We start from the raw sequence: 12,038 nt of genomic DNA, 5'->3' as shown, positions 1-12,038 counted from the left end.
AACAATATGAAGAAGTCTCTCCTGTCGGCCGTCGCACTGACCGCCATGGTCGCTTTCGGCGGCACAGCCTATGCCGATATCCTGATCGGCGTCGGCGGCCCGCTGACCGGCCCGAACGCGGCCTTCGGCGCGCAGCTGCAGAAAGGCGCAGAGCAGGCCGCAGCCGATATCAACGCTGCCGGCGGCATCAACGGGGAACAGATCAAGATCGTGCTCGGCGACGACGTTTCCGATCCGAAGCAGGGCGTTTCGGTGGCCAACAAGTTCGTGGCCGACGGCGTCAAGTTCGTGATCGGTCACTTCAACTCCGGCGTTTCGATCCCGGCTTCGGAAGTCTATGCCGAAAACGGCATCCTGCAGATCACGCCGGCCTCCACCAACCCGGTCTTCACCGAGCGCGGCCTGTGGAACACCTTCCGTACCTGCGGCCGTGACGACCAGCAAGGTGCGGTTGCCGGTGGCTACATCGCCCAGCATTTCAAGGACGCAAAGATCGCCGTCCTGCACGACAAGACCACCTATGGCCAGGGTCTGGCCGACGAAACCAAGAAGGCCATGAACGCCGCCGGCGTCACCGAGGCCATCTATGAAGGCGTCACCGCTGGCGACAAGGACTTCTCGGCCCTCGTTGCCAAGATGAAGGAAGCCGGCGTTTCGCTCGTCTACTGGGGCGGCCTGCACACCGAAGCCGGCCTGATCATGCGCCAGATGAAGGACCAGGGCCTCAACGCCGTGATGATGTCGGGCGACGGCATCGTTTCGAACGAGCTGGCCTCGATCGCCGGCGACGCCGTCGACGGCACGCTGATGACGTTTGCGCCCGATCCGCGCAAGAACCCGGCCGCCAAGGACCTCGTCGAGAAGTTCCGCAAGGCCGGTTTCGAGCCGGAAGCCTACACGCTGTATTCCTATGCCGGCGTGCAGGTGATCGCTGAGGCCGCCAAGGCCGCATCCACGACCGATGCGACGGCGGTTGCCGACGCCATCAAGGCCAAGGGCCCGTTCAAGACCGCCATCGGCGATCTCGGCTTCGACGCCAAGGGCGACATCACCCGCCCGGACTACGTGATGTACAAGTGGGGCAAGGGCTCCGACGGCAAGTACACCTATACGGAAATCGACGCGAAGTAATTCGCGCGATTGCCGCGCCGGCCCTCGTGCCGGCGCGCTCACCATTCGGCCCGGCCGCCTCGCGCAGCCGGGCTTTTTTCATGCGCCGTCCGGCAATCAAGGTGATGAAATATGCGGCGCGATGCCCGTTGTTCAGGCATGCCCAAACTTGGCCTGCCGGTCATACGCTTCGATCTTGACGTTGGTCGGACAGGCATGGAATTTGCTGCGACGATCCTGGAGCATTTCCGCTTTTCTCCGAATCGCGAAAACGCTCTGTCCTTTTTTCGCATTTCCGGACGGAAAACCGCTGCGCATTTTTCCTGGAAATGTCTATGGAGAACGGCAAGTCGATGCGGTCCGGCAAGACAGGAGATGGGGTGTGACGGGGGTGGCGATCAGCCGGCCGCAGCGCGCTTTCGGCGTCGGACGGCTGACGGCCAAGCTGTTTGACGGGCGCACGCGGCTGGCCGAACTCTTCCAGGAGGGTTCGGCCAAGATCCGCCTGCCGCAGACCTTTTCGCCTGAGATGGAGGCGGTGATCATCAACACGTCGGGCGGGCTGACTGGCGGCGATGAGATGGCCTGGGGCGTGACTGCCGGCGCCGACTGCCATGTGACAGCGACGACGCAGGCCTGCGAGAAGATTTATAAGGCGTCCGCCGGCACGGCCGAGGTGACGACACGGATCGCGGTTGCCGCAGGTGCTCGCGTCGACTGGCTGCCGCAGGAAACCATCCTGTTCGACCGCGCTGCCATGGCGCGGCGGCTGGAGGTCGATCTGGACGAGAGCGCGGAATTTCTGGGACTTGAGGCGGTGCTGCTCGGTCGCCGCGCCATGGGCGAGACGATGCGGAACGGGGCGTTTGCCGATCGCTGGCGCATCCGCCGTGCCGGCCGATTGATCCATGCCGAAGATATCCGCCTCGATGGTGCGGTCGCGTCGCTTGCCGCAGCGCCCGGCGTGCTGTCCGGCCGCATCGCTTTCGCCACCATGCTCTATTGCGGCCCGAAGGCCGAGGCGTTTCTCGCCGCCATTCGGGCGGGCATGGGCGAGGCTTTCGGCGGCGCCAGCGCCTGGAACGACAAGCTTGTGGTGAGGCTTTCGGCGGAAGACGGGTTCGCGCTCAGAAAAACCTTGATCCCGCTGATTTCGATCTTGCGCAATGGCGCGCCCGTGCCAAAAGTCTGGAACATCTGAACGAAGGGGAGCGATGCGGACATGAACCTGACGCCCAGGGAAAAAGACAAGTTGCTGATCTCCATGGCGGCCATGGTGGCGCGCCGCCGGCTGGAACGCGGCGTCAAGCTGAACTATCCGGAAGCGATCGCGCTGATTTCCGATTTCGTCGTCGAGGGCGCGCGCGACGGCCGCTCTGTCGCCGAGCTGATGGAGGCGGGCGCGCATGTCCTGACCCGCGCGCAGGTGATGGAGGGCATTCCCGAGATGATCCATGACGTGCAAGTGGAAGCGACCTTCCCCGACGGCACCAAGCTGGTGACCGTTCACGAACCGATCCGCTGAGGAGGCGGCCATGCTCGACCTGCGCCCCAATTGCGAATGCTGCGACCGCGACCTCGCCCCCGACAGCCCGGACGCGATGATCTGCACCTTCGAATGCACCTTCTGCGCCGATTGCGTGACCAACAAGCTCGGCGGTGATTGCCCAAATTGCGGCGGCGAATTCGTGCGTCGGCCGGTGCGCCCGGCGGGTTTGCTTGCCAAGTATCCCGCCTCGACCAAACGCATCCTGAAGGCCGAGGGCTGCCCGCCCGGCCAGGCCGCATGAGGAGACCGACATGATTCCCGGAGAAATCATCGCCGCCAGCGGCGACATCGAACTCAATGCCGGCCAGCCGACCGTCAGCCTCGACGTCTCCAACAGCGGCGACCGGCCGGTGCAGGTCGGCAGCCATTATCATTTCGCCGAGACCAATGCCGGCTTGCTTTTCGACCGCGACAAAGCGCGCGGCATGCGCCTCGATATTCCGGCGGGCACCGCCGTGCGTTTCGAGCCCGGCCAGACGCGCACCGTCACCCTCGTTCCGATCTCGGGCAAGCGCGAGGTCTACGGTTTCCGCCAGCAGGTCATGGGCAAGCTCTGAAAATTCCATAAACGGGGAGAATACGCATGAAAAACTGGGGTGCGGCGCTGGGGTTGATAACCCTTTTCGTCCTGCCGCTACCGGCGCTGGCGCAGGAGGATGCGCCGGAGCTGGATTGCGACAATGCGCAGACGCAGGTCGAGATGACCGGCTGCGCCTCGCAGGATTTCGACGAGGCCGATGCGGCGCTGAATGCGCAATACAAGCAGACCCGCGCCGCCATGCGCCAGATGGACGCCGATTTCGAGGCCGACCAGCGCGGCGCCGAGGAGCAACTGCTGAAGGCGCAGCGCGCCTGGGTGGATTATCGCGACGGCCAATGCGCGGCCTACGGTTTTCAGGCACATATGGGCACGATGGAGCCGATGCTGATCTATCAATGCCAGGCGGAGTTGACGCGCGCCCGCACAAAGGAACTGAAGGAACTGGCGGAAGGGCAAAACAACTGATGGCCGCCCGGCGGATCATGATCGTCGGCAATGGCTCCGTGCCGGAAGGTGCTGCGGGCCTGATCGATGCCGCCGATCTGGTGATCCGTTTCAACGATTGCCGCTCGGTCGGGGCCGGTGGCAGCCGCACGGATATCGTTGCGGTATGCAACACCGGCCGGCCGGGCAAGGCGATGGCGCAGACCGGCTGGGCGGGAAGCCCGCCGGTGCGTGCCGCCGCCGCCATCTGGTGCGTGCGCGACCCGGAAAAATTCGCCGCGATGCGTGAACCGCTGTCGCGCAGCCATCCCGATCTCGACGATTTCTGCGACGATTATACCGCCGGTTTCGCCGGCATCGCCGCCGCACACGGCAAGGCGCATCTCGTGCTCTCCCGCGCCTGCCATGAGGCGCTGGAGGTGGAACTGGCGGTTCATGCGCCGCCGCCTTATGTCGTGCCTTCCAGCGGGCTGGTGACGATTGCGCATGTGCTGTCGTCGCCGGTCTTCGCGCAGGACGCCGTCTGCCTTGCCGGCTTCGGGCATCAGGGCTGGGAATGGCATCCCTTCGCCGCCGAGCGCGCCTGGGTGGAGGCGCATGTCGCGGCCGGCCGGCTGTCGCGCATCGACAGCCTTCTCGGCGCTTCCGTTCTTTCGCATTCCTCTTCCGAACCCGTGAGGTAATCCCATGCCCTACAAGATGTCCCGCGCCGCCTATGCCCATATGTTCGGACCGACGACCGGCGACAAGGTGCGGCTGGCCGACACCGATCTGTTCATCGAGGTGGAGAAGGATTTCACCGCCTATGGCGACGAGGTGAAATTCGGCGGCGGCAAGGTCATCCGCGACGGCATGGGCCAGAGCCAGGTGACGCGCGCCGAGGGCGCGGTCGATACCGTCATCACCAATGCGGTCATTCTCGACCATTGGGGCATCGTCAAGGCCGATATCGGGCTGAAGGATGGGCGCATCGTCGCCATCGGCAAGGCAGGCAACCCGGATACCCAAGCCGGCGTCACCATCGTCGTCGGGCCGGGCACGGAAGTGATTGCCGGGGAAGGCAAGATCGTCACCGCCGGCGGCATGGACAGCCATATCCATTTCATCTGCCCGCAGCAGATCGAGGAGGCGCTGGTGAGCGGCCTCACCACCATGCTCGGCGGCGGCACCGGCCCGGCGCATGGCACGCTCGCCACCACCTGCACGCCGGGGCCGTGGCACATCGCCCGGATGATCGAGGCGGCGGATGCGCTGCCGATGAACCTCGCCTTTGCCGGCAAGGGCAATGCATCGCTGCCGGCGGCGCTGGAGGAGATGGTGCTGGCCGGCGCCACCTCGCTGAAGCTGCACGAGGACTGGGGCACGACGCCGGCAGCCATCGATTGTTGTTTGAGCGTTGCCGATGCATACGACGTGCAGGTGATGATCCACACCGACACGCTGAACGAAAGCGGTTTCGTGGAGGATTCCATCGCGGCGCTGAAAGGCCGCACCATCCATGCCTTCCACACCGAAGGCGCGGGCGGCGGCCATGCGCCCGACATCATCCGCATCTGCGGCCAGCCGAACGTCATCCCTTCCTCGACCAACCCGACGAGACCCTATACCGTCAATACGCTGGCCGAGCATCTGGACATGCTGATGGTCTGCCATCACCTGTCGCCGTCGATTCCCGAGGACATCGCCTTTGCCGAAAGCCGCATCCGCAAGGAGACCATCGCGGCCGAGGATATCTTGCACGATATCGGCGCCTTCTCGATCATCTCCTCCGACAGCCAGGCCATGGGCCGCGTCGGCGAAGTGGCGATCCGCACCTGGCAGACGGCCGACAAGATGAAGCGCCAGCGCGGCCGGCTGAAGCAAGAGACCGGCGACAACGACAATTTTCGCGCCAAGCGCTACATTGCCAAATATACGATCAACCCGGCCATCGCCCATGGCCTGAGCAAGGAAATTGGCTCAATCGAGATCGGCAAGCGCGCCGACCTGGTGATCTGGAACCCGGCCTTCTTTGGCGTTAAGCCGGATCTGGTCCTGCTCGGCGGTTCGATCGCCGCGGCACCCATGGGCGATCCGAACGCCTCGATCCCGACACCGCAGCCGGTGCATTACCGGCCGATGTTCGCCACCCTCGGCAAGAACCTTACCAACTCCTCCGTCACCTTCGTGTCGCAGTCCTCGCTCGACAACGGGCTGCAGAACCGGCTCGGCACCGCCAAACAGATGCTGCCGGTTCAGAATGTGCGCGGCGGCATCGGCAAGGCGTCGATGATCCACAACAGCCTGACACCGCATATCGAGGTCGACCCGGAGACCTATGAGGTGCGCGCTGACGGCGAATTGCTGACCTGCGAGCCAGCCACCGTGCTGCCGATGGCGCAGCGTTATTTCCTGTTCTAAGAGCCGCGCCTGCCGGAATTTGAGCAACCGGCCGGCCACGTCCATGCGCATGGCGCATAGCTGCTATGTGCGACATTTTTGATGCTGCAGTGCGGGAGATTCTTCGCTACGAAAACGAAAACGCAATTGCGGCAACTCCCACGGGACCTGTGCCGCGCGTCAGTTTTCAAGGAGATCATCATGCTGGGCAGAAAAGTTCCCGCCGTTACCTTCCGCACCCGCGTTCGTGACGAGGCCGTGGGCGGCCCCAATCCCTTCCGGTGGGAAGACAAGACCAGCGACGATTATTTCGCCGGCAAGCGCGTCGTTCTGTTCTCGCTGCCGGGCGCCTTCACGCCGACCTGCTCGACCTACCAGCTTCCCGATTTCGAAAAGCTCACGGCGGATTTCCGCGCCGAAGGCATCGACGACATCTACTGCATCTCGGTCAACGACGCTTTCGTGATGAATGCCTGGGGCAAGTCGCAGAACCTGGAAAACGTCAAGCTGATCCCGGACGGTTCGGGCGAATTCACCCGCAAGATGGGTATGCTGGTCGCCAAGGACAATCTCGGCTTCGGCATGCGCTCCTGGCGCTATGCCGCCGTCATCGATGACGGTACCGTCGAGCAGTGGTTCGAGGAAGAGGGATATGCCGACAATTGCGAGTCGGATCCCTACGGCGTTTCCGCGCCGCAGAACATTCTGGCCGCGCTGCAGGGCGCCCGCAAGGCAGCCTGATTGAGAACGACAAACCCCGGTTTTCACCGGGGTTTTTTATTGCAGTGCGGCGATGCATCCGGCATCCTGAGGGACGACAATCACGGGGTTCCTCATGCAACGCGTCACCTCTTATCTCCCCGCCGGCACGCCCTCCGATCCGCCTGTCGGTATCGTCGTCCTGGCCCATGACCTGCGCCATCTGCGCCGCAAGGTGCTGCATCTCGAAACCGGCGACATGGTCATGCTCGATCTCAAGGAGCCGGTGCTGTTCGCCCATGGCGACCGCTTGCAGCTGGAAAACGGCGACTATATCGAGATCCATGCCGCCCCGGAAAAACTGTTCGAGATCCGCGCCCGCGACCGGCTGCACCTGATCGAGCTTGCCTGGCATCTTGGCAATCGCCATCTCGGCGCCCAGATCGAGGAAGAGCGCATCCTCATCCTGCGCGACCACGTCATCCGCGCCATGCTCGAAGGCCTGGGCGCGACGGTGAAGGATGTGGAAGAACCGTTCCAGCCGGTGCGCGGCGCCTACCACAGTCATGGGCATAGCCACCATCACCATGATTGAGGCCGGCAGCGTCCCCGAAACGCAAAGCCTGCTGCGATTGATGACCTGGCTTTCGCCGGCCTTTCCGGTCGGGGCTTTTGCTTATTCTGGCGGGCTGGAGCGGGCGGTCGGGGACGGGCTGGTTGGCGATGCGGAGACGCTGCGTTCCTGGATCGCCCTGCTGCTGGAACGCGGCAGCGGCTGGAACGATGCGGTGCTGTTGGCCGAAGCCTTTCATGCCGTCGCGGATGCCGAAAGGCTGGCGGCGGTGCGGGAACTGGCGGCGGCGCTGGCCGGCTCACGCGAGCGCCATGCGGAAACCACGCTGCTCGGCGATGCCTTTGTGACCGCCGCGCGCGCCTGGCCGCAAGCGGTGCTCGACGGGCTGGCTTCGGGCACGGCCTATCCGGTGGCCGTTGGCGTTGTCGCGGCGGCGCATGGGGTGGCGCTGCGGCAAGCGCTGGCGGCGTTCCTGCACAGCCTCGCCTCGCAGCTTGTCTCCGCCGGCATCCGCCTTGGCGCTATCGGCCAGCGCGATGGCGTTGCCATTCTCGCCGGGCTGGAAGAGGGGATCGGGGCGATTGCGACGCGGGCGGCGGCTTCGACGCTCGACGATCTCGGCAGCGCCATGATCCATGCCGAGATCGTGTCGCTGCGCCATGAGATGCAGGGGACGCGGCTGTTCCGCTCGTGAAACGCTCTATGTTTGAAAGATCGAGGATATTTCGATGAAATCGCAAAACGGACCGCTTCGGGTCGGGATCGGCGGGCCAGTGGGCTCGGGCAAGACGGCGCTGACCGAGAAATTGTGCAAGGCGATGCGCGAACACTTTTCCGTCGCTGTCGTCACCAACGACATCTACACCAAGGAGGATGCCGAGGCGCTGGTGCGCATGCAGGCGCTGACCTCCGACCGCATCCTCGGCGTCGAGACCGGCGGCTGCCCGCACACCGCCATTCGCGAGGATGCCTCGATCAATCTGCAGGCAATCGCCGATCTCAACAGCCGCTTCCCTGATCTTGATGTCGTCTTCATCGAATCCGGCGGCGACAATCTGGCCGCGACCTTTTCGCCCGATCTCGCCGACCTGACGATCTATGTCATCTCCGTCTGCCAAGGCGAGGAAATTCCGCGCAAGGGCGGGCCGGGCATCACCCGCTCCGACCTGCTGGTGATCAACAAGATGGATCTCGCGCCTTATGTCGAAGTCGATCTCGAAGTGATGCGTGGCGATGCCGACCGCATGCGGGCATCCCGTCCTTTCGTCTTCACCGACCTGAAGCGAGGTGCGGGCGTCGATACCATCGTCGCCTTTCTGAAAGAACAGGGCGGTCTTTAATTCAGTTCATCACCGAAAACAAAACGCCGGGCTTTCGACCCGGCGTTTTCCATTTCCCTTACTCTGCGGCCAGCGGCGGCAGGCGCACGACGTTGCTGGTCGGGTGGTCCTGGCCGTCCTTGGCCTGCGCCCTCGATTGTTTTTCCAGATAGGCGAGACGTTCCTCGACGGTCGCCAGCGTCTGCTGGTTTTCGCTGACGGCGGAGGACAGTTCCTCGCGCGACAGCGGCAACTGCTCCTCGTCCTTCTTGCCGACGAGGCGGCCGAAAACCCAGCCGAGCAGGCGCGAAAGGTCGTCCATGATCAGGAAGAAGGAGGGCACGACCACCAGCGACAGCACCGTCGAGACGATGATGCCGCCGATCACGGCAATCGCCATCGGCGCGCGGAACGAGCCGCCTTCGCCGACACCGAGCGCCGAGGGCAACATGCCCGCCGACATGGCGATCGAGGTCATGATGATCGGGCGGGCGCGCTTGCGGCCGGCCTCGACCATGGCCTCGACGCGCTCCATGCCGTGGCGACGCATCTCGATGGCGAAATCGACCAACAGGATGGCGTTCTTGGTAACGATGCCCATCAGCATCAGGATGCCGATCAGCACCGGCATCGACAGCGGATTGCTGGTGACGATCAGGCCAAGCGCGACGCCGCCGATGGCGAGCGGCAGCGAGAACAGGATTGTGAACGGCTGGATCACGTCCTTGAACAGCAGGATCAGCACGGTCAGCACCAGCATCAGGCCCATCAACATGGCGTTGACGAAGCTCTGCTGCATTTCCTGCTGCACCTTGGTGTCGCCGCTTTCGGCAAGCTGCACGGTCGGCGGCAGGTTGGCCTCCTTCACGATCTCGCGGAAGCGCGCCGAGGCCGAATCCAGCGCGACACCCTGCGGCAGATCGGAACCGATGGCGACGACGCGATTGCGGTTGTTGCGCTTGATCGAGCTTGCCCCTTCCGAATAATCGATGTCGGCGACGCTCGACAACGGCACCATGCCGCCGCTGGCCGTCTGAATCTTCAGCGCCCGGATGGAAGCGAGATCGCGGCGGAAATCGAGCGAGGTCTGCACGCGGATCGGGATCTGGCGGTCGTCGAGCGAGATTTTCGCCAGCGCCGCATCGACATCGCCGATGGTGGCGACACGCACGGTCTCGGAGATCTGCTGCGGCGTGATGCCCAGGCGGGCAGCTTGGTCGAGACGCGGGCGAACCTGCAACTCCGGCCGGGGCAGGGCGCCTTCGGCACTGACATTGGCGAGCAGCGGATCGGCGCGCAGCTTGGATTCGAGCACGCCGACGGCCTCGTTCAGATCCTTCTCGTTCTTGGACAGGAAGTTGAACGACAGGTCGCGCTCGCCGCGGTCGTTGAGCTTGAGGATACGAACGTCCGGAATGTCGCGCAGCTTGGCGAAGACTTCCTTTTCGATATCCCATTGCGGCCGCACGCGTCCATGGACCTCGACCTTGGGCAGCATCGGGCCGACCACAGGCAGCTTTCCGAGCACGTCGTTGACCACCTTCTTGACCAGCGAATGGTCGAGTTTCTGCAGCGACAGCGTCACGGTGGCGCGCCGCAGTTCCAGGTCGCCCTTGGGTGAGGCGCCGCCGAGCACGAAGACACTCTCGACGCCGTTGATGTCGTGAACGCGGTCGTAGATCGCCTTGGTGGTCTTGCCGGTCTCGTCCAGCGTCGCGTTCGGCGGCAGCTCGACGGAGAGCACGATGCGCGAGGCATCTTCCGGCGGCAGGAAGCTGCCGGGAACCTGCGAGAGCAAAACCAGCGAGCCGATCAGGAAGCCGATGGCGGCCAGCAGCGTCGCATAGCGGGTGTACCAGCGCCCGGTCGTGCCGCGCACCAGCCTGGTGTACCCCTTCATCAGCAGACCATCATTGTCGTGATGGTCTTCCATCCCGTCTTCGGCGCGCATCAAATAGGCGGCCATCATCGGGGTGATGAGGCGCGCCACCATCAGCGAGAAAAACACCGAGAAGGCAACTGTCAGGCCGAACTGGATGAAATATTGTCCCGGAATGCCTGGCATGAACGAGACAGGCACGAAGACGGCGATGATGGTGAAGGTGGTGGCGATCACCGCCAGGCCGATTTCGTCGGCCGCTTCGATCGCCGCGCGATAGGGCGTCTTGCCCATCTTGATATGGCGGGCAATGTTCTCGATCTCGACGATGGCGTCGTCGACGAGAATGCCCGTCGCGAGCGTCAAAGCGAGGAAGCTGACGAGGTTCAGCGAGAAACCCATCAGGTCCATGATGTAGAAGGTCGGGATCGCCGACAGCGGCAGGGCGACGGCCGAGATCAGCGTCGCGCGCCAGTTCCTCAGGAACAGGAAGACGACGGCGATTGCCAGCAGCGCGCCTTCCACCAGCGTGTGCATGGCGGCTTCGTAATTGCCGTAGGTGAAGTAGACCGAGTCGTTGATCAGTTCGATCTGCACGTTCGGATTTTCGGCCCGCACCTTGTCGAGGCTCTTGGCCACGGTTTCGGCGACGGAGACCTCGCTGGCGCCCTTGGCGCGGAAGACGCCGAAGGTGACGACGGGGGTGTCGTCGAAGCGCGAGAAGGATTTCGGCTCCGCATAGGTGTCCTTGATGGCGCCGAGATCGGAGATCTTGACGAAGCGGCCGTTCGGAAGCGCGATGGTGGTATCGGCAAGGGCTGCGACGTCACGCTTGTCGCCGAGCACGCGGATCGCCTGCTCGGCGCCCGCCACCTGGCCGCGGCCGGAGCCGAGATCGATATTGGTGCCGCGCAGTTGCTGGTTCACGCCGGCGGCGGTGATGCCGTAGGCGTTCAGCTTGTCGGGGTTGAGCTCGATGCGCACCTCGCGCTCGGCGCCGCCGTAGCGGTCGATGCGACCGATTCCCGGTTGGCCCTGCAGGGCGCGCTTGACGGTATCGTCGACGAACCAGGAGAGCTCCTCCAGCGACATGCCGGGGGCCGAGACCGCAAAGGTCTGGATTGCCTGGCCCTCGACGTCGATCTTGGTGACGATGGGCGCTTCGGCATTGGCCGGCAGGTCGCTGCGGATGCGGTCGATGGCGTCCTTGGTGTCCTGCACGGCCTGTTCGGTCGGCACTTCCATGCGGAACATGACGACAGTCTGCGACTGGCCGTCGGTGACCGTCGACTGGATCTCGTCGATGCCGGTGATCGAGGCGACGGCGTCCTCGACCTCCTTGGTCACCTGCATTTCCAGTTCGGCCGGCGAGGCGCCGCTCTGGGTGACGGTGATCGCCACCAGCGGCACGTCGATGTTCGGAAAACGAGTGATCGGCAGCTTGTAGAAGGACTGGACGCCGACGAACAGCAGCAGGCCAAAGGCGAGCAGCGGCGCGATCGGATTTCGGATAGACCAGGCGGAGAAATTCATCGGGTCAGGTC

At 64.1% G+C, this 12,038-nt stretch carries 14 protein-coding genes; 12 read left to right on the top strand and 2 right to left on the bottom strand.

Features of this window, described 5'->3' with window-relative positions:
* The first annotated feature begins 6 nt into the window (after positions 1-6).
* A complete protein-coding gene (locus tag P7F60_RS07690; RefSeq protein ID WP_277917117.1) occupies positions 7-1,131 on the top strand; it encodes a branched-chain amino acid ABC transporter substrate-binding protein in 1,125 nt (374 codons plus the stop codon).
* Positions 1,132-1,263: 132 nt separating this feature from the next.
* On the opposite strand, the gene P7F60_RS07685 is transcribed toward P7F60_RS07690, so the two are convergent.
* Complete coding sequence (locus P7F60_RS07685) at positions 1,264-1,428, bottom strand: hypothetical protein (RefSeq protein WP_277917116.1); 165 nt, start codon at positions 1,426-1,428, stop codon at positions 1,264-1,266.
* A gap of 64 nt (positions 1,429-1,492) precedes the next feature.
* Here P7F60_RS07685 and P7F60_RS07680 point away from each other — a divergent pair, with 64 nt between their 5' ends.
* From P7F60_RS07680 to ureG, 11 genes are all read left to right on the top strand, one after another.
* A complete protein-coding gene (locus tag P7F60_RS07680) occupies positions 1,493-2,311 on the top strand; it encodes an urease accessory protein UreD (RefSeq protein ID WP_277917115.1) in 819 nt (272 codons plus the stop codon).
* A gap of 21 nt (positions 2,312-2,332) precedes the next feature.
* Positions 2,333-2,635 (top strand): urease subunit gamma, encoded by a 303-nt coding sequence (locus P7F60_RS07675; protein ID WP_277917114.1) that lies wholly within the window; start codon positions 2,333-2,335, stop codon positions 2,633-2,635.
* Between the two features lie 10 nt (positions 2,636-2,645).
* Positions 2,646-2,900: a DUF1272 domain-containing protein gene (locus P7F60_RS07670; RefSeq protein WP_277917113.1), complete on the top strand. Its 255-nt coding sequence runs from the start codon at positions 2,646-2,648 to the stop codon at positions 2,898-2,900.
* A 10-nt stretch (positions 2,901-2,910) separates the two neighbouring features.
* Entirely contained in the window at positions 2,911-3,216 is a 306-nt protein-coding gene (locus P7F60_RS07665) for an urease subunit beta (RefSeq protein WP_277917112.1), read from the top strand.
* 26 nt (positions 3,217-3,242) lie between these two features.
* A complete protein-coding gene (locus P7F60_RS07660) occupies positions 3,243-3,665 on the top strand; it encodes a lysozyme inhibitor LprI family protein (protein ID WP_277917111.1) in 423 nt (140 codons plus the stop codon).
* Positions 3,662-4,327, top strand: a complete 666-nt coding sequence (locus P7F60_RS07655; protein WP_277917214.1) for a Urease operon accessory protein — start codon at positions 3,662-3,664, stop codon at positions 4,325-4,327. Before P7F60_RS07660 ends, P7F60_RS07655 begins: the two co-directional genes overlap by 4 nt.
* Before the next feature lie 4 nt (positions 4,328-4,331).
* Positions 4,332-6,044 (top strand): urease subunit alpha, encoded by a 1,713-nt coding sequence (ureC, locus tag P7F60_RS07650; protein WP_277917110.1) that lies wholly within the window; start codon positions 4,332-4,334, stop codon positions 6,042-6,044.
* Between the two features lie 180 nt (positions 6,045-6,224).
* Positions 6,225-6,764, top strand: coding sequence for a peroxiredoxin (locus tag P7F60_RS07645; protein WP_277917109.1), 540 nt, complete (start codon positions 6,225-6,227; stop codon positions 6,762-6,764).
* Between the two features lie 94 nt (positions 6,765-6,858).
* Complete coding sequence (gene ureE, locus P7F60_RS07640) at positions 6,859-7,317, top strand: urease accessory protein UreE (protein ID WP_277917108.1); 459 nt, start codon at positions 6,859-6,861, stop codon at positions 7,315-7,317.
* Complete coding sequence (locus P7F60_RS07635) at positions 7,289-7,990, top strand: urease accessory protein UreF (RefSeq protein WP_277917107.1); 702 nt, start codon at positions 7,289-7,291, stop codon at positions 7,988-7,990. The genes ureE and P7F60_RS07635 overlap by 29 nt, the downstream gene beginning before the upstream one ends.
* A 34-nt stretch (positions 7,991-8,024) precedes the next feature.
* Positions 8,025-8,636, top strand: coding sequence for an urease accessory protein UreG (gene ureG / locus P7F60_RS07630; RefSeq protein WP_277917106.1), 612 nt, complete (start codon positions 8,025-8,027; stop codon positions 8,634-8,636).
* Between the two features lie 58 nt (positions 8,637-8,694).
* Here the strand turns inward: ureG and P7F60_RS07625 are convergent, their stop codons facing one another.
* Positions 8,695-12,027: an efflux RND transporter permease subunit gene (locus P7F60_RS07625; RefSeq protein WP_277917105.1), complete on the bottom strand. Its 3,333-nt coding sequence runs from the start codon at positions 12,025-12,027 to the stop codon at positions 8,695-8,697.
* Positions 12,028-12,038 lie beyond the last annotated feature (11 nt).

It is taken from the genome of Rhizobium sp. YJ-22, assembly GCF_029601685.1.
Lineage (GTDB): Bacteria > Pseudomonadota > Alphaproteobacteria > Rhizobiales > Rhizobiaceae > Metarhizobium.
This window is presented reverse-complemented; position numbering and strand designations above follow the sequence as displayed.